General features: G+C 72.3%; 25 protein-coding genes and 1 riboswitch. Of the genes, 12 read left to right on the forward strand and 13 right to left on the reverse strand.

What is annotated here, in order from left to right; genetic code table 11:
• Positions 1 to 12: 12 nt before the first annotated feature.
• Positions 13 to 1227 (reverse strand): acyl-CoA dehydrogenase family protein, encoded by a 1215-nt coding sequence (locus ABT034_RS22320; protein ID WP_351217813.1) that lies wholly within the window; start codon positions 1225 to 1227, stop codon positions 13 to 15.
• A 161-nt stretch (positions 1228 to 1388) separates the two neighbouring features.
• On the opposite strand from ABT034_RS22320, the gene ABT034_RS22325 reads away from it, so the two are divergent.
• Positions 1389 to 2036, forward strand: a complete 648-nt coding sequence (locus ABT034_RS22325) for a TetR/AcrR family transcriptional regulator (RefSeq protein WP_351217815.1) — start codon at positions 1389 to 1391, stop codon at positions 2034 to 2036.
• Here the strand turns inward: ABT034_RS22325 and def are convergent.
• The gene (gene def, locus ABT034_RS22330) at positions 2033 to 2593 is read right to left on the reverse strand and encodes a peptide deformylase (protein WP_351217817.1); all 561 of its coding nucleotides are present in this window, start codon (positions 2591 to 2593) and stop codon (positions 2033 to 2035) included. The two genes, ABT034_RS22325 and def, sit on opposite strands and share 4 nt — an antisense overlap.
• 126 nt (positions 2594 to 2719) lie before the next feature.
• Here def and ABT034_RS22335 point away from each other — a divergent pair, with 126 nt between their 5' ends.
• The 5 genes from ABT034_RS22335 to ABT034_RS22355 all read left to right on the forward strand — a co-directional run bounded on the left by ABT034_RS22335 (position 2720) and on the right by ABT034_RS22355 (position 7286).
• On the forward strand, positions 2720 to 3967 hold the full coding sequence (locus tag ABT034_RS22335) for a Mur ligase family protein (RefSeq protein WP_351217819.1): 1248 nt from the start codon (positions 2720 to 2722) through the stop codon (positions 3965 to 3967).
• A gap of 19 nt (positions 3968 to 3986) precedes the next feature.
• Positions 3987 to 4715, forward strand: coding sequence for a type 1 glutamine amidotransferase (locus tag ABT034_RS22340; RefSeq protein ID WP_351217821.1), 729 nt, complete (start codon positions 3987 to 3989; stop codon positions 4713 to 4715).
• Between the two features lie 161 nt (positions 4716 to 4876).
• Positions 4877 to 5902: a 6-phosphofructokinase gene (locus ABT034_RS22345; RefSeq protein ID WP_351217823.1), complete on the forward strand. Its 1026-nt coding sequence runs from the start codon at positions 4877 to 4879 to the stop codon at positions 5900 to 5902.
• A 104-nt stretch (positions 5903 to 6006) separates the two neighbouring features.
• Positions 6007 to 6957 (forward strand): cytochrome c oxidase assembly protein, encoded by a 951-nt coding sequence (locus ABT034_RS22350; protein ID WP_351217825.1) that lies wholly within the window; start codon positions 6007 to 6009, stop codon positions 6955 to 6957.
• A gap of 116 nt (positions 6958 to 7073) precedes the next feature.
• A complete protein-coding gene (locus ABT034_RS22355) occupies positions 7074 to 7286 on the forward strand; it encodes a hypothetical protein (RefSeq protein ID WP_351218051.1) in 213 nt (70 codons plus the stop codon).
• Between the two features lie 52 nt (positions 7287 to 7338).
• Here ABT034_RS22355 and ABT034_RS22360 read toward each other — a convergent pair whose 3' ends face one another.
• Positions 7339 to 8361: a DUF3048 domain-containing protein gene (locus ABT034_RS22360; RefSeq protein ID WP_351217827.1), complete on the reverse strand. Its 1023-nt coding sequence runs from the start codon at positions 8359 to 8361 to the stop codon at positions 7339 to 7341.
• 79 nt (positions 8362 to 8440) lie between these two features.
• Between ABT034_RS22360 and ABT034_RS22365 the strand changes: the two genes are divergently transcribed.
• Both ABT034_RS22365 and ABT034_RS22370 read left to right on the forward strand, forming a co-directional pair.
• A complete protein-coding gene (locus ABT034_RS22365) occupies positions 8441 to 9157 on the forward strand; it encodes a lysophospholipid acyltransferase family protein (RefSeq protein WP_351218041.1) in 717 nt (238 codons plus the stop codon).
• A gap of 64 nt (positions 9158 to 9221) precedes the next feature.
• Positions 9222 to 10256 (forward strand): NAD-dependent epimerase/dehydratase family protein, encoded by a 1035-nt coding sequence (locus ABT034_RS22370; RefSeq protein WP_351217829.1) that lies wholly within the window; start codon positions 9222 to 9224, stop codon positions 10254 to 10256.
• A 55-nt stretch (positions 10257 to 10311) separates the two neighbouring features.
• Here ABT034_RS22370 and ABT034_RS22375 read toward each other — a convergent pair whose 3' ends face one another.
• The 8 genes from ABT034_RS22375 to ABT034_RS22410 all read right to left on the reverse strand — a co-directional run bounded on the left by ABT034_RS22375 (position 10312) and on the right by ABT034_RS22410 (position 16968).
• Positions 10312 to 11892 (reverse strand): alpha/beta hydrolase, encoded by a 1581-nt coding sequence (locus tag ABT034_RS22375; RefSeq protein WP_351217831.1) that lies wholly within the window; start codon positions 11890 to 11892, stop codon positions 10312 to 10314.
• 142 nt (positions 11893 to 12034) lie between these two features.
• Entirely contained in the window at positions 12035 to 12778 is a 744-nt protein-coding gene (locus ABT034_RS22380) for an urease accessory protein UreD (RefSeq protein ID WP_351217833.1), read from the reverse strand.
• Positions 12775 to 13452, reverse strand: a complete 678-nt coding sequence (gene ureG / locus ABT034_RS22385) for an urease accessory protein UreG (RefSeq protein WP_351217834.1) — start codon at positions 13450 to 13452, stop codon at positions 12775 to 12777. Before ureG ends, ABT034_RS22380 begins: the two co-directional genes overlap by 4 nt.
• A gap of 18 nt (positions 13453 to 13470) precedes the next feature.
• Positions 13471 to 14136, reverse strand: a complete 666-nt coding sequence (locus tag ABT034_RS22390) for an urease accessory protein UreF (RefSeq protein WP_351217836.1) — start codon at positions 14134 to 14136, stop codon at positions 13471 to 13473.
• Entirely contained in the window at positions 14136 to 15857 is a 1722-nt protein-coding gene (locus ABT034_RS22395; protein WP_351217838.1) for an urease subunit alpha, read from the reverse strand. Before ABT034_RS22395 ends, ABT034_RS22390 begins: the two co-directional genes overlap by 1 nt.
• A complete protein-coding gene (locus tag ABT034_RS22400; protein ID WP_351217840.1) occupies positions 15850 to 16203 on the reverse strand; it encodes an urease subunit beta in 354 nt (117 codons plus the stop codon). The genes ABT034_RS22395 and ABT034_RS22400 overlap by 8 nt, the downstream gene beginning before the upstream one ends.
• Positions 16204 to 16216: 13 nt before the next feature.
• Positions 16217 to 16519 (reverse strand): urease subunit gamma, encoded by a 303-nt coding sequence (locus ABT034_RS22405; protein ID WP_351217842.1) that lies wholly within the window; start codon positions 16517 to 16519, stop codon positions 16217 to 16219.
• Positions 16520 to 16689: 170 nt separating this feature from the next.
• Entirely contained in the window at positions 16690 to 16968 is a 279-nt protein-coding gene (locus ABT034_RS22410; RefSeq protein WP_351217844.1) for a type II toxin-antitoxin system Phd/YefM family antitoxin, read from the reverse strand.
• A 58-nt stretch (positions 16969 to 17026) separates the two neighbouring features.
• Between ABT034_RS22410 and ABT034_RS22415 the strand changes: the two genes are divergently transcribed.
• The 3 genes from ABT034_RS22415 (at position 17027) to ABT034_RS22425 (ending at position 18964) form a co-directional block, all read left to right on the forward strand.
• Entirely contained in the window at positions 17027 to 17650 is a 624-nt protein-coding gene (locus ABT034_RS22415) for an ATP-dependent Clp protease proteolytic subunit (protein WP_351217846.1), read from the forward strand.
• A 7-nt stretch (positions 17651 to 17657) separates the two neighbouring features.
• Positions 17658 to 17963 carry a hypothetical protein gene (locus ABT034_RS22420; protein WP_351217848.1) on the forward strand — a complete coding sequence of 102 codons (306 nt, stop codon included), beginning with the start codon at positions 17658 to 17660 and terminating at the stop codon, positions 17961 to 17963.
• Between the two features lie 390 nt (positions 17964 to 18353).
• A riboswitch (cyclic di-AMP (ydaO/yuaA leader) is annotated at positions 18354 to 18484 on the forward strand.
• Positions 18485 to 18487: 3 nt separating this feature from the next.
• A complete protein-coding gene (locus ABT034_RS22425) occupies positions 18488 to 18964 on the forward strand; it encodes a C40 family peptidase (RefSeq protein ID WP_351217850.1) in 477 nt (158 codons plus the stop codon).
• Positions 18965 to 18979: 15 nt separating this feature from the next.
• On the opposite strand, the gene ABT034_RS22430 is transcribed toward ABT034_RS22425, so the two are convergent.
• Together ABT034_RS22430 and ABT034_RS22435 are read right to left on the reverse strand one after the other, a co-directional pair.
• Positions 18980 to 19417: an ATP-binding protein gene (locus ABT034_RS22430; protein ID WP_351217852.1), complete on the reverse strand. Its 438-nt coding sequence runs from the start codon at positions 19415 to 19417 to the stop codon at positions 18980 to 18982.
• A 162-nt stretch (positions 19418 to 19579) separates the two neighbouring features.
• Complete coding sequence (locus ABT034_RS22435; RefSeq protein WP_351217854.1) at positions 19580 to 20767, reverse strand: 8-amino-7-oxononanoate synthase; 1188 nt, start codon at positions 20765 to 20767, stop codon at positions 19580 to 19582.
• A 143-nt stretch (positions 20768 to 20910) separates the two neighbouring features.
• On the opposite strand from ABT034_RS22435, the gene bioB reads away from it, so the two are divergent.
• The gene (gene bioB, locus ABT034_RS22440; RefSeq protein WP_351217856.1) at positions 20911 to 22173 is read left to right on the forward strand and encodes a biotin synthase BioB; all 1263 of its coding nucleotides are present in this window, start codon (positions 20911 to 20913) and stop codon (positions 22171 to 22173) included.
• Positions 22174 to 22175: the final 2 nt, after the last annotated feature.

Here is a 22175-nt window from a genome sequence, read left to right on the forward strand (position 1 = left end):
CGACGGGGCCCGCTACTTCGCGAGCGCGCGGCTGATCACCATGCGCTGGATCTCGCTGGTGCCCTCGAAGATGGTGTAGATCGCGGCGTCGCGGTGCATCCGCTCGACCGGGTACTCGCGGGTGTAGCCGTTGCCGCCGAGGATCTGGATGGCCTGGGCGGTGACCTGCTTGGCGACCTCGCTGGCGTACAGCTTGGACATGGAGCCCTCGGCCGCCGTGAAGGGCTTGCCCGCCGTGGCCATCCAGGAGGCGCGCCAGACGAGGAGGCGGGCCGCGTCGATCTGCGTGGCCATGTCGGCGAGCTGGAAGGCGACACCCTGGTTCTCGATGATCGGCCGGCCGAACTGCACGCGGGTCTTCGCGTAGTCGAGGGCCACCTCGTACGCGGCGCGGGCGGTGCCGACGGCCATGGCGCCGACCGCGGGGCGGGAGGCCTCGAAGGTGGCCATGGCGGCGTTCTTCACACGCTCGCCACCCGTCTTGGCCTTCTCGCGGGCCCGGGCGAGGCGCTCGTCCAGCTTCTCCTTGCCGCCGAGGAGGCAGTGCCCGGGGACGCGGACGTCCTCCAGGACGACCTCGGCGGTGTGGGAGGCGCGGATGCCGTGCTTCTGGAACTTCTGGCCCTGGGACAGGCCGGGGGTGTTCGGCGGGACGATGAAGGAGGCGTGGCCCTTGGAGCCCAGTTCGGCGTCGACGACGGCGACGACGACGTGGACGTTGGCGATGCCGCCGTTGGTCGCCCAGGTCTTGGTGCCGTTGAGCACCCACTCGTCCTTGGCCTCGTCGTACACGGCCCGGGTCCGCATGGAGGCGACGTCCGAGCCGGCGTCGGGCTCGGAGGAGCAGAACGCCGCTACCTTGACGTCGGTGGCGTCGCCGTACATCTGCGGGACCCAGGTGCCGATCTGCTCCTCGGTGCCGTTGGCGAGGACGCCGACGGCGGCGAGGCCCGTACCGACGATGGAGAGGGCGATGCCGGCGTCGCCCCAGAAGAACTCCTCCATCGCCATCGGGATGCCGAGGCCGGTGGGGTCGAAGAACTGCTGGGCGTAGAAGTCGAGCGAGTAGATGCCGAGCTTGGCCGCTTCCTGGATGATCGGCCAGGGAGTCTCCTCACGCTCGTCCCATTCGGCGGCCGCGGGGCGCATCACATCGGCGGCGAAGCCGTGGAGCCAGTCGCGGACCTGCTTCTGGTCCTCGTTGAGTTCGAGCGTGAACTCGCCCATGTTCCCTCCACGGAGTACGTTACTTGCGGTAACAACAGTCTGTTACCGGTGGGTATGGGCTGTCAACCAGCAGCGGAGCCCTCGGCCCGGCCAGCACCGGAGACCGAGCGGGTGTTACGTTGCGACAGCCTCACGGAATCGCACGGGCGGGGAGACACGCTATGGACATCGCACACCGGACCACCGGCCAGCAGACGCCCGCCGAGCAGCGGCGCCGCGAGCTGCTGGAGGCGGCGGACCGGGTGGTGCTCCGGGACGGCCCCAAGGCCTCCATGAACGCGATCGCGGCCGAGGCCGGCATCACCAAGCCGATCCTCTACCGCCACTTCGGCGACAAGGGCGGCCTGTACCGCGCCCTCGCCATCCGGCACACGGACGCCCTCCTCTCCGCCCTGCGGGCCGCGCTCGACGCGCCCGCCGACCGGCGCCGCCGCGTCGAGGCCACCCTCGACACCTATCTCGCGTCGATCGAGGCGATGCCCCAGGTCTACCGCTTCCTCATGCACCCGGCGGAGGAGACGCACCAGACCGAGCAGGGCTTCGACGTCGGCCGCCACTCCGCCCCGCTGCTCCGCCGCATGGGCGAGGAGCTCGGCCAGGTCATCGCCGAGCGCGTCGACCTGGGCCCCGCAGCCGAGGCCCAGGCCCGGATCTGGGGTCACGGCATCGTCGGCATGATGCACGCGGCCGGCGACTGGTGGCTCGGCGAGCGGCCCTGCGACCGCGCCGAACTCGTCCGCAGCCTCGCGGACCTCCTCTGGGGCCGCCTCGCCCAGGCCGACGACCGCCCCGGCGGACCCGGGTTCTAGGACTCCAGGACGCCCGCTCCGGCCCCCCACGGCTCCTTGCGGATCGACCTGAGGAGACGTGACTTGCGCCACCCCGTGACCCGGTCCGCGTAGACCCGGCCCTCCAGGTGGTCCGTCTCGTGCTGGAGGCAGCGGGCGAAGAAACCCGTGCCCTCGACCCGTACCGGCGTCCCGTCCGCCCGTACGCCCTCGACCACCGCGCGGTCGTGACGGGGCGTCGGGGCTTCGAGGCCCGGCAGCGAGAGGCAGCCCTCCGGGCCCCGGATCACGTCGCCGTCCGCCTCCACCAGGCGCGGGTTCACCACATGGCCCAGATGGCGGTTCTCCTCGTCGTCGGGGCAGTCGTAGACGAAGACGCGCAGGCCCACGCCCACCTGGTTCGCCGCGAGGCCCACGCCGTTCGCCGCGTACATCGTGGCGAACAAGTCCTCGACGAGCCGGGCCAGTTCGGGCCCGAACTCGGTGACGGGCGCACAGGGACGGTGCAGCACGGGATCGCCGAGCAGGGTCATCGCGCGGACGCGGCCGGAACTGCCGGGGATGGGGCGGTTTCGCATGGCGGTAAGGGTACGGTCCGCCGTGACCTGGCTGTTTCGCACGGTCGCTCGGCGGTGCCGCTGTTCGGGCTGCTGGCCGGATCTCGATAGGCTGAGCCCGGACCGACGCGAGGAGGAACAAGAACGATGTCAGGACACCCCGGTAATCCAGAGCCGCTGTCGCCGCGCGCCAAGCTGGCCGTGACGGCGGGCAGGGCCGCGGCCGCGGTGTCGCGTGCGGCGGGGCGCGGCAGCGGATCGGTGATCGGCGGCAAGGTCGCGCTGAGGCTCGACCCCGACCTCCTGGGCCGGCTCGCGCAGCATCTGGACGTCGTCCTGGTGTCGGCGACCAACGGCAAGACGACGACGACCCGGCTGATCGCGGAGGCCCTGCGCGCCGCCGGCCCCGTCGTCTCGAACGCCCTCGGCGCCAACATGCCCGCCGGCATCACCTCGGCGCTGGCCGGCGGCTCGGACTCGAAGTACGGCGTGATCGAGGTCGACGAGAAGTACCTCGCCGGAGTCGCCCGCGACACCACGCCGAAGGTCATCGCGCTGCTCAACCTCTCCCGCGACCAGCTCGACCGCGCCGCCGAGACCCGGATGCTCGCCGAGAAGTGGCGCGAGGGTCTCAGCGGCACCAAGGCCGTCGTCGTCGCCAACGCCGACGACCCGCTCATCGTGTGGGCCGCCTCCTCCTCCCCCAACGTGGTGTGGGTGGCCGCGGGCCAGGAGTGGAAGGACGACGCCTGGTCGTGCCCCGCCTGCGGCGGTGTGATGCAGCGCCCGGGCGACGACTGGTTCTGCGGCGAGTGCGGCTTCCGCCGTCCTGCCCCGAGCTGGGCGCTCAGCGGCGACCACGTGCTCGACCCGCACGGTTCGGCCTGGCCGATCCGGCTCCAGCTGCCCGGCCGCGCCAACAAGGCGAACGCCACCAGCTCGGCCGCCGTCGCCGCCGTCTTCGGGGTGCCGCCGCAGGTGGCCCTGGAGCGCATGTACCAGGTGCAGGCCGTCGCCGGACGCTACGACGTGGTCTCCTTCCAGGGCCGCGACCTGCGTCTGCTGCTCGCGAAGAACCCGGCCGGCTGGCTCGAGACGTTCTCCCTCATCGACGGGCCGCCCGCGCCGGTGATCCTCTCCGTCAACGCGCGCGGCGCCGACGGGACGGACACCTCCTGGCTGTGGGACGTGGACTACGGCCGGCTCGCCGGCCACCCGATCATGGTGATCGGCGACCGGAAGCTGGACCTCGCGGTCCGCCTGGAGGTCGCGGGCGTGGACTTCCGCGTCTGCGAGACCCTCGACGAGGCCGTCGCGATGGCCCCGCCCGGGCAGATCGAGCTGATCGCCAACTACACCGCCTTCCAGGACGTCCGCCGCCGCGTCGGCAACTGACCCGTAGAGGACTTGCAGCATGAGTGACAGCAGCCTGCGCCTGGTCTGGGTCTACCCGGACCTGCTCAGCACCTACGGCGACCAGGGCAACGTCCTGGTCGTCCAGCGCCGGGCCGAACAGCGCGGCCTCAGCGTCGAGCGCGTCGACGTCCGCAGCGACCAGCCGGTGCCGACCTCGGGCGACATCTACCTGATCGGCGGCGGCGAGGACCGACCGCAGCGGCTCGCGGCCGAGCGGCTGCGGCGGGACGGCGGCCTGAGCCGGGCCGCCTCCAACGGCGCGATCATCTTCTCGGTCTGCGCCGGCTACCAGATCCTGGGCCACGAGTTCATCAACGACATCGGCGAGCGGGAGGCCGGTCTCGGTCTCATCGACGTGATCTCGACCCGCGGCGAGGGCCAGCGGTGCGTCGGCGACGTCCTCGCGGACATCGACCCGCGCCTCGGCCTCCCCCAGCTGACGGGCTTCGAGAACCACCAGGGCATCACCCATCTCGGCCCGACGGCCCGGCCGTTCGCCCGGACCGTCTTCGGCAACGGCAACGGGACCGGCGACGGCACCGAGGGCGCGTACAACGACACCGTCTTCGGTACGTACATGCACGGCCCCGTCATGGCCCGCAACCCGCAGATCGCGGACCTGCTCCTGAAGCTGGCCCTCGACGTGAACGCGCTGCCGCCGACCGACGACCGCTGGTACGAGGCGCTGCGCGCCGAGCGCATCGCGGCGGCCACGCAGCCCGCCTGAGCCGTCCCGGGCGCCGCCGCCGTCCTTCTCTCGTACGAACGTACGTTGTCCACTGTGCGGACATCCGGTTCGGCCCCGCCACCCTGCGGCGATAGGGTGGCGGGAATCCAGCCGGACGACGTGGTCCGGGAGTCGGCCCACGTTGCAAAGGTTTATGGGCTATGCGCATTGGTGTGCTCACCTCCGGCGGAGACTGCCCCGGTCTGAACGCTGTCATCCGTTCCGTCGTGCACCGCGCCGTCGTCGACCACGGCGACGAGGTCATCGGCTTCCTCGACGGGTGGAAGGGCCTCCTGGAGGCCGACTACCGCAAGCTCGACCTCGAAGCGGTGGGCGGCATCCTGGCCCGCGGCGGCACCATCCTCGGCTCCTCGCGGGTCCAGCCCGCGCACCTGGTCGACGGCGTCGAGCGCGCCCGCGGCCACGTCGCCGACCTGGGGCTCGACGCGATCATCCCGATCGGCGGCGAGGGCACCCTGAAGGCGGCGAACCTGCTGTCCGAGGCGGGCCTCCCGATCGTCGGCGTCCCGAAGACCATCGACAACGACATCGCCTCCACCGACGTCACCTTCGGCTTCGACACGGCCGTGACCGTCGCCACCGAGGCCCTCGACCGGCTGAAGACCACCGCCGAGTCCCACCAGCGGGTCCTCGTCGTCGAGGTCATGGGCCGTCACACCGGCTGGATAGCGCTGCACTCCGGCATGGCCGCCGGCGCGCACGCCGTCGTCGTCCCCGAGCGCCCCTTCGACATGGACGAGCTGACCGCCCGGGTCGGCGCCCGCTTCGCCGACGGCAAGCGCTTCGCGATCGTCGTCGTCGCCGAGGGCGCGAAGCCGCGTGAGGGCTCGATGGAGTTCAAGACCGCCGGCACCGACATCTACGGCCACGAGCGGTTCACCGGCGTCGCCAACCAGCTCTCCGTGGAGCTGGAGCGGCGGCTCGGCAAGGAGGCCCGCCCGGTGATCCTCGGGCACGTCCAGCGCGGCGGCACCCCGACCGCGTACGACCGCGTCCTCGCGACCCGCTTCGGATGGCACGCGGTCGAGGCGGCGCACCGCGGCGAGTTCGGCATGCTGACCGCGCTGCGCGGCACGGAGATCGAGATGGTTCCGCTGGCCCAGGCCGTGGAGACCCTCAAGACGGTCCCGGCCGACCGCTACGCCGAGGCGGAGTGCGTGCTCTGACCGTCACCCTCAGGTGACATCCGCCCCCGGTCGCGGTCGCGGCCGGGGGCGGTTCTAGTCTGGTGCGGACAACAAGCGCGAATCGGGCTCCAGGAGTGCACACGATGGATCACAGCGGGCACGGCATGATGACGGATCTGCCGCCGTTCACGCTGGGACGGGGCCTGGAGTTCTCTCCCGACCCCTTCTTCCTGATCGGCTGCCTCGCGGCGCTCGGTCTGTACGGGTGGGGCGTGGCGCGGCTGCGGCGGCGCGGGGACGCGTGGCCCCTGAGCCGGACGGTGTTCTTCACGGTCGGTGTGCTGAGCGTCGCCCTCGTCATGTGCACCAAGCTCAACGACTACGGCATGGTCATGTTCAGCGTGCACATGGTGCAGCACATGGTGATCTCCATGCTGTCGCCGATCCTGCTGCTCCTCGGCGCGCCGGTGACGCTCGCGCTGCGGGCGCTGCCGGTGGCGGGCCGCGGTTCGACGGGGCCGCGCGAGCTGCTCCTGAAGCTGCTGCACAGCCGGTACATCAAGGTGATCACGCACCCCGGCTTCACGATCCCGATGTTCATCGCGAGCCTGTACGCGCTGTACTTCACGCCGCTCTTCGACTTCCTGATGGGCTCGAAGCCCGGCCACATCGGGATGATGGTCCACTTCCTGATGGTGGGCGTGGTCTTCTTCTGGCCGATCATGGGCGTGGACCCGGGTCCGCACCGGCCGGGTTACGTGATGCGGATGCTGGAGCTGTTCGCGGGCATGCCGTTCCACGCCTTCTTCGGCATCGCGCTGATGATGGCGTCGGAGCCGATGGTCAAGGCGTACGCGAGTCCGCCGGCCTCCCTGGGGATCGACGCGCTCGCCGACCAGAACGCGGCGGGCGGCATCGCCTGGGCGTTCAGCGAGATCCCGTCGGTGCTCGTGCTGATCGCGCTCGTCTACCAGTGGTACCACTCCGAGCAGCGGCAGGCGGTCCGCCAGGACCGGGCGGCCGACCGGGACGGGGACAAGGAGCTGGAGGCGTACAACGCGTACCTGGCCTCGCTCCAGGCGCGCGGGCGCTGACCGGAATCCGCTTTCCGGCGCACGCCGGAGCGTCCGGGGAGTAGCGCGCGCCCCTCTCGGGGGGTCACGATGGTCGGGACGGCCTGCGTGGCCTCGGTCGGGAGGAGGGCGGACTGATGTCCGGTCCCACGAAGACGATGGCGGTGCTCACCTGCGCCGCGTTGGTGCTGACGACGGCGTACACGGTGGCGCTGGGCAGCAGCGGCTGGCTCTGGTTCGGCTGGGTGGTGCTCGGAGTGGCCACGATCGGGATGGCCGCGTCGGACAGCGCGGGCCCGGCCGGCCCCCGCCGCCGCCCGCCGACGGGCCCGGGGCCCGCGGGTCCTTGAGCTTGTCGGCCTGCGGGCCTTGGTCCGGCGGGCCCTTGAGCTTTCCGGCCCTTCAGCCCTTGGGGGCGAGGACCACCCAGACCTGTCCCGGCGCGAAGGCGAGGGGCGCGCCGCCCGGGGTGGTGAAGGTGGTGCCCGCCGACGCCGAGGGCCGGGACCAGCGGGCCTCGTGGGCGCGTCCGTCGCGCAGGACGAGCGCGGTGCCGCTGCCGACGGTCTCGGTGTACGGGGAGACCGCGCCGGACCGGTCGTGGTAGTCGGAGGCGCGGACGGCGACCCGCTGGACGACGACCGTGGACGGGTTCAGCGGTCCGGTGTCGGTGGTACGGGCCGCCCGGCCGTCCATCGCCACCCGCCAGCTCCGGTCGGCGGCGGACCAGGTGAAGGTGTAGCGGGCCGCCGGGAAGCGGACGGTCTCGGAGTCGACCGTGGAGCCGCCCGGGGCGGGCCCGAAGCGGAAGCCGATGTCCTGCGCGTTCGGGGCTCCCGGGTCGGTGGCGAGGGCCCGCTCGGGCCGCAGGTAGAGGTTGTGCGGGGCGGGCCGGTCCGGGGAGCGCCGGAAGGCACCGGGGGCGGTGGACTCGGTGATCGGGTGGAGGGGTGCGGCGGCGATCACCGGATTCAGCGCGGACTGCGCGCCCGAGTAGGCGAGGACCGGCCGGCCGAAGGTCCTGAGCAGCTCGATGTCGGATTCGCGGGCGCTGCGGACGGGTCCCGCGAGGTCGGGGAGGCGGGAGGAGTACACGGCGAGGAGCCGGGTGGCTCCGCCCTCGACCTGTTCGACGTAGACGAGGTCGGCCGCGCCGAGTCCGGTGTGGGGGCGGGCCGCGGCCACGTTGTCGATCTTGACGGCGAGGACCGGCGCGGGCCGCGCGGGCAGTCCGGTGAAGGGCGATCGGCCGGTGGGCGCGGGTGTCGTGGGCGCGGGCGCCGTCGTGGCGGGCGAGGGAGTCGGTACCGGGGTGGGTTTGGATCCGCCCGAGTCGGAGCAGCCGTACAGCCCGGCCGCCGTCAGCGCGCAGAGGAACGCGGTGAGGACGCGGCCGGGGCGTCTGGTTCCACGCTCGCCGGTCATGGTGACGCTCCCCCACCAGTGGACCACGGGGCCGCACGTGTATACAACGGGCTTGACGGACGACGAACGGGGGTTGCGGGTGTTCTACCACCTGTTGAAGTACGTACTGCTCGGGCCGTTTCTGAGGCTGCTGTTCCGGCCGCGGATCGAGGGGCTCGAACACGTCCCGGAGGACGGCGCGGCGATCGTCGCGGGCAACCACCTCTCCTTCTCCGATCACTTCCTGATGCCGGTGGTGCTCGATCGGCGGATCACCTTCCTCGCGAAGCAGGAGTACTTCACGGGGCCGGGGATCAAGGGCCGGCTCACGGCCGCGTTCTTCCGGGCGGCCGGGCAGATCCCGGTCGACCGGTCGGGGAAGGAGGCCGGGAAGGCGGCGATCCGTGAGGGGCTCGGCGTGCTCGACCGCGGCGAGCTGCTCGGTATCTATCCGGAGGGGACGCGTTCGCACGACGGGCGGCTGTACAAGGGGAAGGTGGGCGTGGCGGTGATGGCGCTGACGGCCGGGGTGCCGGTGGTGCCCTGCGCGATGGTGGGGACGTTCGAGATCCAGCCGCCGGGGAAGGTCGTGCCTCGGATCCGCCGGGTCACCATCCGGTTCGGGGAGCCGCTGGACTTCTCGCGGTTCGCCGGGTCCGCGGGTGAGCGGGCGGTGGTCCGCGCGGTGACCGACGAGATCATGTACGAGATTCTCCGTCTGTCCGGCCAGGAGTACGTGGACGACTACGCGGCGGTGGTGAAGGCCGAGGAGGCGGACGGGGAGCCCCCGCGAAAGTTCCCCCGGGAGGAACGCTGAGGGCGGATCCGCGCACGGCGCAATGACCTGGGCCGCGGGGCCTGGCGCCCGTAGCGTCGCCTCCATGATCAAGGGAAACGCGTTCGTGCTGGGTGCGTCGGGACAGGTGGGGCGGGCGGCCGTGCGGGCCCTCGTCGCGGACGGCTGGGAGGTGACGGCCGCCTCGCGGGGCGGCGCCAGGGACGAGAGGTGGCCGGACGAGGTCCGGTCGGTGCGGCTCGACCGTACCGAGGAGGGCGCACTCGCGGCGGGGCTCGGCGACGGCTGTGACGTGCTCGTCGACATCGTCGCGTACGACGGCGGACACGGCAGGCAGCTGGCCGGGCTCGCCGACCGGATCGGTTCGGCGGTGGTGGTGTCGAGCGGCGCCGTCTACGAGGACGAGAGGGGCCGCAGCTTCGACACGCAGGACGAGCCGGACGGCTTCCCGGCCTACCCGGTGCCGGTCGCGGAGGACTGGCGGACGGTCGCGCCGGGCGACACCTCGTACAGCACGCGGAAGGTGGCCCTGGAGCGGGAGCTCCTCGCCATGGGCGACGCGCTGCCGACGACGCTGCTGCGAGCGGGCGCCGTCCACGGGCCGTACTGCCCGGGGCCGCGCGAGCTGTGGTTCGTGAAGCGGGTGCTCGACGGGCGGCCGTGGCGGCCCCTCGCGTACGGCGGCACGTCACGGTTCCACCCGGCCCACGTGGACAACCTGGCAGAGCTGGTCCGGCTCGCGGCGGCGAAGCCGGGCAGCCGGGTGCTCAACGGCGCCGACCCGGAGGCGCCGACGGTGGCGGAGATCGGGGCGGCGATCGACGCGGTCATGGGCGCCACGAGCGAGACGGTGCTGATCGAGGGGGAGCCGGAGGGACCCGTGGGGCTCACGCCGTGGGCCTCACCGCATCCGATCGTCTACGACATGGCGGCGGCCCAGCGGGAGTTGGGATACCGGCCGGTGGTGTCGTACGCGGATTCGCTGCCGGAGACGGTCGAGTGGCTGGCCGGACACCTGGCGGGGCGGGAGTGGCGGGAGGCCTTCCCCGGGCTCGCGAAGTACGGGGTGGACTTCTTCGACTACGCGACGGAGGACGCCTGGCTGGCGGCCCGGCGGTGAACGCGGGTCGGGGGGAGGGACGGCCGCCCCTCCCCCCGACCGGTGGTGCGGGCCGTTACGGCTGCGGGGTGGCGTGCGGAGCGCAGGTCTGGTCCCTGGCGTCCAGCTTCCCGGTCAGCAGGTAGGCCTCGACCTTGGTGTTGAGGCACGGGTTGACCAGGTTGGTGATGCCGTGCGAGCCGGCGTCCTTCTCCGTGATCAGGCGCGAGCCCTTGAAGCGCTTGTGCAGTTCGACGGCGCCGCCGTACGGGGTGGCGGCGTCGCGCTCGGCCTGGGTGATGAGCACCGGCGGCAGGCCCTTGCCGGTCTTCACCTCGGTCGGCCGCTGGCGCGGGGTGGACCAGGTGGCGCAGGGCAGGTTCATCCACGCGTTGGCCCAGGTCATGAAGGGGTACTCCTTGTGGAGCCGGCTGTTGTCCCGGTCCCACTTCTTCCAGCTGGTGGGCCAGGGCGCGTCGGCGCACTCGACGGCGGTGTAGACGGCGTTGCCGTTCTCCGCCGCGGCGTTGCCCGCGGTGTCGGTGAGGTCGGCCGCGGCCGACTCGATGAGCGGCTGGGGGTCACCGGCGGCGTACGCGCTCCAGGCCTCGGCCACCGGGGCCCACATGGAGTCGTAGTAGGGCGCGTTCTGGAAGAAGGCGATGAGTTCGGCGGGGCCGACCTTGCCGCCGAGGGGCGCCTTCTTGGCGGCGGCGCGCAGGGTGTCCCACTGCTGCCGGACCTCCGCGTGGGTGTCGCCGAGGTGGTAGGTGGCGTCGTGCTGGGCGACCCAGGTCATCCAGTCCTTGAGGCGGCCCTCGAAGGCGATGTCCTGGTCGAGGTTGGCCTCGTACCAGATCTTGCGCGTCGACGGGTTGACGACGCTGTCGAGGACCATGCGGCGGACGTGGGTCGGGAAGAGCGTGCCGTAGACCGCGCCGAGGTAGGTGCCGTAGGAGACGCCGACGAAGTTGAGCTTCTTCTCGCCGAGGGCGGCGCGGACGACGTCGAGGTCGCGGGCGGTGTTGAGGGTGTTGATGTGCGGCAGGAGGTCGCCGTTCTTCTCCGCGCACCCCTCGGCGTACCCGGCGGCGAGCTTGCGCTGCGCGCGCTTGTCGGCCTCGCTGTCGGGGACCGGGTCGAGCTTGGGGCCCTTGACGAACTCGGTCGGGTCGACGCAGGAGATGGGGGCCGACTTGCCGACGCCGCGCGGGTCGAAGCCGACGAAGTCGTAGGCCTTGGCGGTGTTCGCCCAGATCGCGTTCTTGGTGGTGACCCGGCGCGGGAAGCGCAGGCCTGAGCCGCCGGGGCCGCCGGGGTTGTAGAGGAGCGCGCCCTGGCGCTCGGCGGGCGTGCCGGTGGCGCCGATCCGGTCGACCGCGATCTTGATCTTCTTGCCGTTCGGCTTCGCGTAGTCGACGGGGACGGTGACCCAGCCGCACTGGATCGGCTTCTCCAGGCCCCAGTCGGCCGGGCAGTCCTGCCAGTCGATGCCCGCCTGGGCGGCCCGCGCCGCGGCGACGGCGACACCGATCGCCTCGGCGTCCCGCAGATGGCGGTTGCTTTCGGCGTTGGCCGCCGGGGCCGTGAGCGCGCCCACGACGAGCGTGCCCGCTATCAGAGTGCCGGCCGAACCGAGTGCTGCCGTACGTCGCACAAGTACTCCCCCTGTAGGTGTCGTTCTGTCCGGGTGATCCTTTCGTCCGTGGGCAGCACGACGTAAGCCCGTACGGGTGTTTCTTTGCCGAACCCATAACCGGTGACGGTGTTCCGCTGAGCGGTGAGCCGCCTTGTCCGGCTCAGGCGGGCGCGAGCAGCTCCAGGGCCTCGTCGAGGAGGCGGCGCAGGGCCAGGGCGTCGGGGGCGACGGCGGTGGCGAGGGCGGCGGGTCCCGCGAGCGGGGTGATCGCGGCGTGCTCGCCGAGGAGCCGGGGCGCGACCGGCTTCTCCGCGAAGTCGGGCTCGACGACGAGGAGTTGTCCGGTGGCCCGGTGGCCGCCGAGGACGGCGCCGCCGTCCCAGCCGCCGGGGGCACCGGGGCCGTACGCCAGCTCCTGGTCGAGGAGGGGGCGTCCGGCGCGGCGGACGGTGAGGCGGCTGACGAGGGTGCCGGGCGGTTCTCCGTGGCGGCCGAGGATCTGCTCCTCCCGCAGGACGAGCCGTGCCGTGGCGGCGAGTTCGACGACGGTACGCAGCCGCAGGTCCGAGCCGTCGACGGAGACCAGCTGTTCGGGCAGCCAGCGCAGGACGCCCTCCTCGCCGACGGTGAGCCGGACGTCGTACGCGGCGGGCTCGGCGGTCCGGCCCGGCAGGGCGAGGGTCGCGGCGGCCGCGTCGACCAGGAGCCGGGCCCCGTCCCGTACCTCGGTCTCGACGGCCAGCCGGTCACCGCCGAGCGGGGCGCTCATCGCCCCGACGACGGTGACCCGGTTGTACGGTCCGGCCGCTCTGGTACGGCGCAGGGCGAGCGGCCCGTCGCTCACGAGGAGCGGCAGCCCGCCGTCGGCGTCGGCGGCGATCCGGGCCGTGGCGCGCAGGCTCACGCGGTCCAGGCCACGAGCTGGGCGCGGACCCAGTCGGCGACGGGGGCGACGCCGTTCTCGGCGCGCAGCGAGGTGAAGGCGACGGGCAGTTCGCCGCGCTGTTCCTTGGCGTCGCGGGCCATCCGCTCCAGGTCGGAGCCGACGTGGGGGGCGAGGTCGGTCTTGTTGACGACGAGGAGGTCGGCGGTGGTGACGCCGGGGCCGCCCTTGCGGGGAATGTCGTCGCCGCCGGCCACGTCGATGACGAAGATCTGGGCGTCGACGAGGCCCTTGGAGAAGGTGGCGGTGAGGTTGTCGCCGCCGGACTCGACGAGGATGAGGTCGAGCGGGCCCACGGCCTCCTCCAGTTCCTCGACGGCTTCGAGGTTGGCGGAGATGTCGTCGCGGATGGCGGTGTGCGGGCAGGCGCCGGTCTCCACTGCCTGGATCCGCTCGGGCGGCAGGACGGCGTTGCGGAGGAGGAAGTCGGCGTCCTCGCGGGTGTAGATGTCGTTGGTGACGACGGCGAGGGAGAGGGTGTCGCGCAGTTCCCGGCAGAGGGCGGCGACGGTGGCGGTCTTGCCGGAGCCGACGGGGCCGCCGAGTCCGATGCGCAGGGCGCGGCGGGTGCCGTCGGGGCGGTGGGCGTCGGCGGAGACGGCGCCGTGGTGGGTGTGTCCGTGGTCGAGGTGCATGGTTCTCCTGTCGGAGCGTTACGAGGCGAACAGGCGGACGGGCCAGGCCGCGTGCTGATCGGCGGTGAGGTCGAGGAGGGGGGCGGAGGCGGCGGGCAGCGCGTCGACGCCCTCGCGGGCGGCGGCGGTGGCGCGCTCGGCGACCTCGTCCATCTCGGGGGCGAGGCGGGCCAGGACGGCGGTGGCCTGGTAGGGGTCGAGGCTGAGGAGGCGTACGGCGGCGGTGGTGGGGCCGCCGACCGTCTCGTACACGGCGCAGTACGCGGCGTCCTCGGGTCCGAGCCCGGCGGCCAGGGCGGTGGTGCCGAGGACGACGGGCTGGTGGGCGCCGCGGGGGAACGCAGCCGCGAGCGCGTCGAGTCCGGGGCTGGGCCAGGTGGCGCGGGCGGCCCGCATCAGCTGGCGGCCGAGCCTGCGGGCGGTGGCGCGTAGGGCGGGTGAGGGGGTGCGGGCGTCGGCCGCCGCGTCGAGTGCGAGCGGGTCGAGTCCGTGCGCGGCTCCGGCGGCGAGGGCGGCCGTGGTGAGGCCTGTGGTGTGGAGCCGGCCCCTGCAGAAGGACTCCAGGTCGCCCGCGTCCTTGATGCGGCCGGCCTTGACGGCGGCCTCGGCGCCGCCGGAGTGGGCGTGCCCGCCGGCGGGGAACCGTCCGTCGGCGAGCACGAGGAGCGCTGATCGAGACCCCATCAGAAGAGGAAGTAACGCTGGGCCATGGGCAGTTCGGCGGCGGGCGCGGGTTCGACCGCTTCGCCGTCGATGGTCACCGTGAAGGTGTCGGCGTCGACCTCGACCCGGGGCAGGGCGTCGTTCTCGCGCATGTCGGCCTTCGTGACCCGCCGGGTGGAGCCGATGGCGGCGAACTCCTTGTGGAGCCCGAGCCTGCGCGGCAGGTCGTCCTCGATGGCCGCCTGGGCGACGAAGTTGACCGAGCCGGCCGCCGCGGCTTTGCCGAGCGCGCCGAACATGGGGCGGGGCAGGACCGGCTGGGGTGTGGGGATGGAGGCGTTGGCGTCGCCCATCTGCGCGTACGCGATCTGGCCGCCCTTGACGACGACGAGCGGTTTGACGCCGAAGAAGGCGGGCTCCCAGAGGACCAGGTCGGCGAGCTTGCCGGGCTCGACCGAGCCGATGAGGTGGTCCATGCCCTGGGCGACGGCCGGGTTGATCGTGTATTTGGCGACGTAACGGCGGACCCGGTGGTTGTCGGCGCGGCCGTCCCCCGGCAGGGATCCGCGCCGCTTCTTCATGACGTGGGCGGTCTGCCAGGTCCGCATGACCACCTCGCCGATCCGGCCCATGGCCTGGGAGTCGGAGGAGATGATCGAGATCGCGCCCAGGTCGTGGAGGACGTCCTCGGCGGCGATGGTGGAGGGCCGGATCCGGGACTCCGCGAAGGCGAGGTCCTCGGGGACGGCCGGGTTGAGGTGGTGGCAGACCATCAGCATGTCGAGGTGTTCCTCGATGGTGTTGACGGTGTGCGGCCGGGTCGGGTTGGTGGAGCTGGGCAGGACGTACGGCTCGGAGACGACCGTGATGATGTCGGGGGCGTGCCCGCCGCCGGCGCCCTCGGTGTGGTACGCGTGGACGGTGCGTCCGGCGATGGCGGCGAGGGTGTCGCCGACGAAGCCCCCCTCGTTCAGGGTGTCGGTGTGGATGGCGAGCTGGGCGCCGGTCTCCTCGCAGACGGACAGGCAGGCGTCGATGACGGCCGGGGTGGCGCCCCAGTCCTCGTGGATCTTGAACCCCAGGGCTCCGCCGCGCAGTTGGGAGTGCATGGCCTCCCGGGACATGGTGTTGCCCTTGCCGAGCAGTCCGATGTTCACGGGGAAGGTGTCGAGGGCCTCGAACATCCGGGCCGTGTGCCAGGGGCCGGGGGTGACCGTGGTCGCCTTGGTGCCCTCGGCCGGCCCTGTGCCGCCGCCGACGAGGGTGGTGACGCCGGTGGCGAGGGCCTGCTCGACGACGGTGGGCGAGATGAAGTGGACGTGGGCGTCGACGGCGCCGGCGGTGACGATCCTGCCGTTGCCGACGATGATCTCGGTCTCGGGGCCGATGACGAGGTCGGGGTGGACGCCGTCCATGGTGTCGGGGTTGCCGGCCTTGCCGAGGGCGGTGATCCGGCCGTCCCTGATGCCGATGTCGGCCTTGACGATCCCCCAGTGGTCGATGATCAGGGCGCCGGTGATCACGGTGTCGGGGGCGCCTTCGGCGCGGGTGGTGCGGGCCTGGCCCATGGACTCGCGGATGACCTTGCCGCCGCCGAAGACGGCCTCGTCGCCGGCGCGGCCGGGGCCGCCGCTGCGGTCCTCCTCGATCTCGACGAGGAGGTCGGTGTCGGCGAGCCGGACGCGGTCGCCGGTGGTGGGGCCGAACAGGTCGGCGTACACGGCGCGGTGGAGGTCAGGCATGGTCGCCGCCGTCCCGCTGCCGGTCGGCGGCCTTGGGCGGGGCTAGGGGGCCCGCCGTCTCGCCGCGCAGGCCGGGCACGATCCGGCGGCCTGCCAGGGGGACGAGTTCGACCTCGACGGGGATGCCGGGTTCGAAGCGGACGGCGGTGCCGGCGGCGATGTGCAGCCGCTGCCCGTGCGCGGCGGCCCGGTCGAACTCCAGGCCGGGGTTGACCTCGGCGAAGTGGTAGTGGGAGCCGACCTGGACGGGCCGGTCGGCGGCGTTCAGCACGGTCAGGCGGGTGACGGGGCGCCCCTCGTTGAGGGCGACGGGGCCGTCCGCGTACAGGATCTCTCCGGGGATCATCGGCGGCGCCCGTTCAGACGATGGGGTCGTGGACGGTGACGAGCTTGGTGCCGTCGGGGAAGGTGGCCTCGACCTGGACGTCGTGGATCATCTCGGGGATGCCGTCCATGACCTCCGCGCGGGAGAGCACCTTGCGCCCGGAGGCCATCAGCTCGGCGACGGTCCGGCCGTCGCGGGCGCCCTCCAGGATGTGGGAGGTGAGGAGCGCGACGGCCTCGGGGTGGTTGAGCCGCACTCCCCTGGCCCGGCGCTTCTCGGCCACGTCCGCCGCCACATGGATGAGCAGGCGTTCCTGCTCGTGCGGGCTCAGTTGCACTCTTCCACCTCACAGTCGTCGACCGGGAACACCCGGACAGCTGCGGACCCTACCGACCGTCAACACGCTGTTGAGCTGCCGAGACGCGGCAGGTGGTCAGACATTGCACGTTAGGGCGGAAGTTTTTCCGGCTCGTTAACTGCGGCTTTGCGTTTTCATGATCGTCGGAGCTACGGGGCGCCGGGCTCGCGGTGGTGTGCGGCGATACCGAAGCGGCCCTGTTCGCCGGCAGCGGAGTCCAGCGGGTGGAAGCGGGAGACCGCGCTGACCACCTGCTCGTCGGCGGGCTTCTCGGCCGCTTCGAGTTCCTCCAGGTCAGCGGCGGAGACCAGGGCGACGAGCGGCTTCCCGTGGCGGGTCACGACGACCCGCTCGCCGCCGTATACGACGCGGTTGATGAGGTCGGCGAGCTCGGCTCGCGCTTGCGTCACCGGGATCTCGTAGGTCATGCTCCCCATCTTACGGCCTGTACGTCCTGTACATTTTTTACAGATGGAGGTGCCCGTCATGCACGCTCGCCACGTCCTGCCCGAGTTCACGGAGCGGACCAGCTACGGAACCCGGACCCTCGACCCCTACTCCCGGCTCCTCGAGTCCCGGATCGTCTTCCTCGGGGCACCCATCGACGAGACCTCGGCCAACGACGTCATCGCCCAGCTCCTGTATCTGGACCACGCGGCGCCGGGCCAGGACGTCTCGCTCTACATCAACTCCCCCGGCGGCTCCATCACCGCGACGACCGCGGTCTACGACACGATGCGCTCGCTCCACTGCGACGTGGAGACCACCTGCCTGGGCCAGGCCGCCTCCACCGCCGCGCTCCTGCTCGCCGCGGGCACCCCGGGCAAGCGGCTGATGCTCCCCGGCGCCCGGGTCACGCTCCGTCAGCCCGCCCTGGACGAGCCGATGCAGGGGCAGCCGAGCGACCTCGACCTCCACGCGCGCGAACTGCTCAGGCAGCGCGCCCTGGTGGCCGGGGCGTTCGCCGAGCACACGGGACAGCCCCGGGAGCGGATCGACGCCGACCTGGACCGTCTGACCGTCCTGGACGCGCCCGCTGCGGTCGCGTACGGCCTGGTGGATCATGTGATCACCAGCCGGCGCGCGACCGGCGGCGGCGCGGCGCGGTGAGCCGGCCGTGGTCCCCGAGCTGCCGCCGCTGCCGGCCCTGACCCGGGCCGAGGGTGAACTCGTCGACGCGTACCTCGAAGTCGTCGACCTCCTGGGGAAGATCAATCCATCCAGAGGTACGCATACCTATGGAGCGCTACGGGCGGCACAGGCCCTGGTGGGGCGGGCCGAGGCGCTGCGCGAAGCGCTGACGCTGATGCACGCACGGGGTGAGAGCGAGGTGCACGCGGACACATTGGCGCGTGCTCTGCGGGTGTTGGACGGGGATCGCAGGACCGGTCGGGTCACCGTCCCGGGACCACGCGCGAGTTGACATTTCGTCGTGTCGTGTCGAGGTCCGTACGGCCGACATGTGCCGCAGAAACACTCCCTCGTTCGGCGTAGTCGATGAGTCGACAAATAGCTTGGGTGACTTGCGCACCACGTGTACACATCTGGCGGAATGGGGCGTTCCACCCCTGGTGCGGGGCTCGTTGGCCAAACCTCCGAAGATTACGAATGCGTCCTGTCCACCCGAACGGATCAGTCGTGAGGAGCCTCACATATCGCCGTTTCAGCTCGGATTTCACCCTGGGTGTGGGTCAAGATCCCTGTCGACGACAAGCCCCCGCCGCCGCGGCGGGGCGGTCCGGGCGGACGCCGAGTCCTGCCGCTGTCCCGGACGTCTGGTCGACAGGAGTGGATCGGCAGGAGTGGAGGACCCGATTTTTACGGGGCGTACGCGCTGTTTCGGCAGCGGGGCCGTCCCTTGGGGTGAAGCCGCGACCGCGGCCGGGCATCTTCGCCAGCCCGAACCCGACAGGTCATCCTTCGCAGGCGGCTGACGAAGGGTTGCGCATGACTGCGCAGATGCACGTCCCGTCCCTGCTGTCCCGGGCCGGAGCCGTCTCGGCTCTCACCCTCGCCGCCGTCGGCGGCACGCTGCTCGCACCAGGTGCGGCATCGGAGGCCCAGGCAGCCACCACGCACGCGAACAAGGCACTGAGCGTCGCCGCGTCCAAGAAGGGAGCCCCGTACGGCTACGGGAGCGCCGGACCCTCCAGGTTCGACTGCTCCGGTCTGACGCTCTACGCGTACAAGAAGGCGGGCAAGTCGCTGCCCCGTACCGCGCAGCAGCAGTACAACAAGACCCAGCACATCTCCGCCTCCACCAGGCAGAAGGGGGACCTGGTCTTCTTCCACTCCGGCGGGAGGGTGTACCACGTGGGGATCTACGCCGGCAGCGGCAAGATCTGGCACTCGCCCAAGTCGGGATCCTGGGTGAAGCTCGACAAGATCTGGTCGTCGAAGGTCTACTACGGCCGCGTCCGATGACCCGGAGGACAGGCGCTAGCAGCTCGCCAGGGGGGCCGCGGTCCACGGGATCGTGATCCAGACCGTCTTGCCGCCGTCCTCGGTCGGAGTGACCGAGAGACGGCCGCCCGCCTCCGCCGCCAGGACACGGATGATGACCATGCCCCGGCCGTTGTCCTGCTGGACCGCCGCCGGGAGGCGGCGGGGCCGGCGGGGGTGGCTGTCGGTGACGCCGATGTGAAGCCGCTCCTCCCGCTCGAGGCGGACCTCCACCGTGAAGGTGGGCGACTGGCCGAGGGTGTGGAGGACGGCGTTGGTGGCCAGTTCGGAGACGATCAGACGGATCGAGTCCGCGACGTCCGCGGCGCCGTCGAGGCCCCAGCCGGCGAGGACGTCCGCGACGTACCGCCGGGCCGTGGGGACCGAGGCGGGGTCGCTCGGCAGCGTGAGAGATGCTTCCTGGTGATCTGCCATGGCGACGCTGTCCCTTTCCCGCCGGGGCCGCTGCCCCGGATCGCGCTTCGCGTCAGAGTGCCACCGATCGTGCCGCGCCGGGCGGCGTTCCACCAAGATATGTCCCCATCTGTCGCCCGAAGCGGTGAACTATGGTGCCCGGGAACGCCCTTGGGCCGACGTTCACCCCTGCCGGGCGGCGGGCGCGGTCCTCAGGATCGTCTCCACCGCGCGCCCGATCTGCGCGTCCGTCAGATCGGCGCGTGCCGTGAGGCGCAGCCGCGAGATGCCGTCGGGTACGGACGGGGGCCGGAAGCAGCCGACCGCGAGGCCCTGCTCGCGGCAGTCCGCCGCCCAACGCAGGGCAGCCTCGGGGGAGGGGGCGCGCACCGACACCACGGCCGCGTCGGGCCGGGCCGCCGTGAGGCCCGCCTCGGTGAGCAGCCCGTACAGCGTGGTGGCGACGGTACGGGCCCGCCCGGCGAGGCCCGGCTCGGCCGCCAGCAGCCGGAGGCTCGCCAGCGCGCCGCCCGCGGCGGCCGGGGCGAGCCCGGTGTCGAAGATGAAGGTGCGGGCCGCGTTCACCAGGTGCTCGATCACCCGGGCCGGGCCGAGGACGGCGCCGCCCTGGCTGCCGAGGGACTTGGAGAGGGTCAGCGTGGCCACGACGTCCTCGTCGCCCGCGAGCCCGGCTTCGTGGAGGGCGCCCCGGCCCCCAACGCCGAGGACGCCGAGGCCGTGGGCGTCGTCCACCACGAGCCCGGCGCCGTGCGCGCGGCAGGCCGAGGCGAGCTCCGGCAGCGGGGCCTTGTCGCCGTCGACGGAGAAGACGGAGTCGCTGACGACCAGGGCCCGCCGCCCCGGATGCGCGTCGAGGGTCTTGGCCACGGCCTCGGGGTCGGTGTGCGGGACGACGGCCGTCTCGGCGCGCGCGAGGCGGCAGCCGTCGACGATCGAGGCGTGGTTGGACGCGTCGGAGATGATCAGCGAGTCCCGGCCGCCGAGCGCCGTCAGGGCGGCGAGGTTGGCGGTGTAGCCGGAGGAGAAGACGAGGGCCGCCTCGAAACCGCAGAAATCGGCGAGTTCGCGCTCCAGGCGGGTGTGCAGCCGGGTGGTGCCGGTGACGAGCCGGGAGCCGGTGGAGCCCGCGCCCCAGCGCCTCGCGGCCTCGGCCGCCGCCTCAGTGACCTCCGCGCGGCGGGTGAGCCCGAGGTAGTCGTTGCTCGCCAGGTCCAGCAGCTCCGACTCGGCCGGCCGGGGCCGCAGCACCCGGACGAGACCGGCCTCCGCCCGGCGGCGCGCCTCGCCGTCGGTCCAGTCGAACGCGGTACGGCGCGGGCCCGCGGCCCGTGCGTCGTCGGCCTGTGACATGCGGCGATCCTTTTGTAGGCAGCGCACAGACCCTAACCGGAGGGTGCCGAGGTCGGGATGTGGTCATCCACACACCTCTATCGGGGGCGTTTGTTCGGTTCCTCCTTGGCCCCGGGGTGGGCGGTAGGCAAGGATCAGCGGTTATGGACCTCCTGAACACGCTGGTGGAGAAGGGGCTGCGGCGCGAGCTGCCGACCCGTGAAGAAGCGCTCGCCGTCCTGGCGACCTCCGACGACGAACTGCTCGATGTGGTGGCGGCGGCCGGCAAGGTGCGCCGCCAGTGGTTCGGGCGCCGGGTGAAGCTCAACTACCTGGTGAACCTGAAGTCCGGGCTGTGCCCCGAGGACTGCTCGTACTGCTCCCAGCGGCTCGGCTCCAAGGCCGAGATCCTCAAGTACACCTGGCTGAAGCCCGACGAGGCCTCCCAGGCCGCCGCGGCGGGTGTCGCGGGCGGCGCCAAGCGGGTGTGTCTGGTGGCGAGCGGCCGCGGTCCGACGGACCGGGACGTGGAGCGGGTGGGCCGGACCATCGAGGCCATCAAGGAGCAGAACGAGGGCGTCGAGGTGTGCGCCTGCCTCGGTCTCCTCTCGGACGGGCAGGCGGAGCGGCTGAAGGACGCCGGCGCCGACGCGTACAACCACAACCTGAACACCTCCGAGGCGACGTACGGGGGAATCACCAAGACGCACACCTACGCGGACCGCGTGGACACCGTGCAGAAGGCGCACGCCGCCGGTCTGTCGGCCTGCTCGGGTCTGATCGCGGGCATGGGCGAGAGCGACGAGGACCTCGTCGACGTCGTGTACGCGCTGCGCGAGCTGGACTCGGACTCGGTGCCGGTCAACTTCCTCATCCCCTTCGAGGGCACCCCGCTCGCCAAGGAGTGGAACCTCACCCCGCAGCGCTGTCTGCGGATCCTCGCGATGGTGCGGTTCGTCTGCCCCGACGTCGAGGTCCGGATCGCGGGCGGCCGCGAGGTGCACCTGCGCTCGATGCAGCCGCTGGCCCTGAACATCGCGAACTCGATCTTCCTCGGCGACTACCTGACGAGCGAGGGCCAGGCCGGCCAGGCCGACCTGGACATGATCGCGGACGCGGGCTTCGAGGTGGAGGGCGCGGGCACGACCACGCTGCCCCGGCACCGTGCGGACGCGCTCGCCGCCGCCGGTGCGGCGGGCGGCGGCTGCGGCTCCGCCGCGTCGGCGGGTTGCGGTTCGTCCGCGTCGGCCGAGGGCGCGGGTGCGGGTTGCGGTTCGCACGCGGAGGCGGGCGGTGGCTGCGGTCCCTGCGGCGGTCACGCGGTGCCCGCTCCCGCGGAGGCGGAGACCGTCACGGGCAACGCCCGGACCGACCTGGTGGCGGTACGGCGCCGGGGCGCCGGCACGGACCTCGCGCCGAACGCGTGACG

It is taken from the genome of Streptomyces sp. NPDC002773 (assembly GCF_040295605.1).
Lineage (GTDB): Bacteria > Actinomycetota > Actinomycetes > Streptomycetales > Streptomycetaceae > Streptomyces.

Bases quoted from the DNA above. Each gene is read 5' to 3' on its own strand.
- ABT034_RS22430 (WP_351217852.1), bottom strand. From the start codon at position 19,417: ATGGCAGATCACCAGGAAGCATCTCTCACGCTGCCGAGCGACCCCGCC.
- ABT034_RS22360 (WP_351217827.1), bottom strand. From the start codon at position 8,361: ATGACCGGCGAGCGTGGAACCAGACGCCCCGGCCGCGTCCTCACCGCG.
- ABT034_RS22390 (WP_351217836.1), bottom strand. From the start codon at position 14,136: ATGGGGTCTCGATCAGCGCTCCTCGTGCTCGCCGACGGACGGTTCCCC.
- ABT034_RS22320 (WP_351217813.1), bottom strand. From the start codon at position 1,227: ATGGGCGAGTTCACGCTCGAACTCAACGAGGACCAGAAGCAGGTCCGC.
- def (WP_351217817.1), bottom strand. From the start codon at position 2,593: ATGCGAAACCGCCCCATCCCCGGCAGTTCCGGCCGCGTCCGCGCGATG.
- ABT034_RS22395 (WP_351217838.1), bottom strand. From the start codon at position 15,857: ATGCCTGACCTCCACCGCGCCGTGTACGCCGACCTGTTCGGCCCCACC.
- ABT034_RS22415 (WP_351217846.1), top strand. From the start codon at position 17,027: ATGCACGCTCGCCACGTCCTGCCCGAGTTCACGGAGCGGACCAGCTAC.
- ABT034_RS22350 (WP_351217825.1), top strand. From the start codon at position 6,007: ATGGATCACAGCGGGCACGGCATGATGACGGATCTGCCGCCGTTCACG.
- ureG (WP_351217834.1), bottom strand. From the start codon at position 13,452: ATGCACCTCGACCACGGACACACCCACCACGGCGCCGTCTCCGCCGAC.
- ABT034_RS22435 (WP_351217854.1), bottom strand. From the start codon at position 20,767: ATGTCACAGGCCGACGACGCACGGGCCGCGGGCCCGCGCCGTACCGCG.
- ABT034_RS22335 (WP_351217819.1), top strand. From the start codon at position 2,720: ATGTCAGGACACCCCGGTAATCCAGAGCCGCTGTCGCCGCGCGCCAAG.
- ABT034_RS22370 (WP_351217829.1), top strand. From the start codon at position 9,222: ATGATCAAGGGAAACGCGTTCGTGCTGGGTGCGTCGGGACAGGTGGGG.
- ABT034_RS22425 (WP_351217850.1), top strand. From the start codon at position 18,488: ATGACTGCGCAGATGCACGTCCCGTCCCTGCTGTCCCGGGCCGGAGCC.
- ABT034_RS22345 (WP_351217823.1), top strand. From the start codon at position 4,877: ATGCGCATTGGTGTGCTCACCTCCGGCGGAGACTGCCCCGGTCTGAAC.
- ABT034_RS22410 (WP_351217844.1), bottom strand. From the start codon at position 16,968: ATGACCTACGAGATCCCGGTGACGCAAGCGCGAGCCGAGCTCGCCGAC.
- ABT034_RS22340 (WP_351217821.1), top strand. From the start codon at position 3,987: ATGAGTGACAGCAGCCTGCGCCTGGTCTGGGTCTACCCGGACCTGCTC.
- bioB (WP_351217856.1), top strand. From the start codon at position 20,911: ATGGACCTCCTGAACACGCTGGTGGAGAAGGGGCTGCGGCGCGAGCTG.
- ABT034_RS22400 (WP_351217840.1), bottom strand. From the start codon at position 16,203: ATGATCCCCGGAGAGATCCTGTACGCGGACGGCCCCGTCGCCCTCAAC.
- ABT034_RS22325 (WP_351217815.1), top strand. From the start codon at position 1,389: ATGGACATCGCACACCGGACCACCGGCCAGCAGACGCCCGCCGAGCAG.
- ABT034_RS22355 (WP_351218051.1), top strand. From the start codon at position 7,074: ATGTCCGGTCCCACGAAGACGATGGCGGTGCTCACCTGCGCCGCGTTG.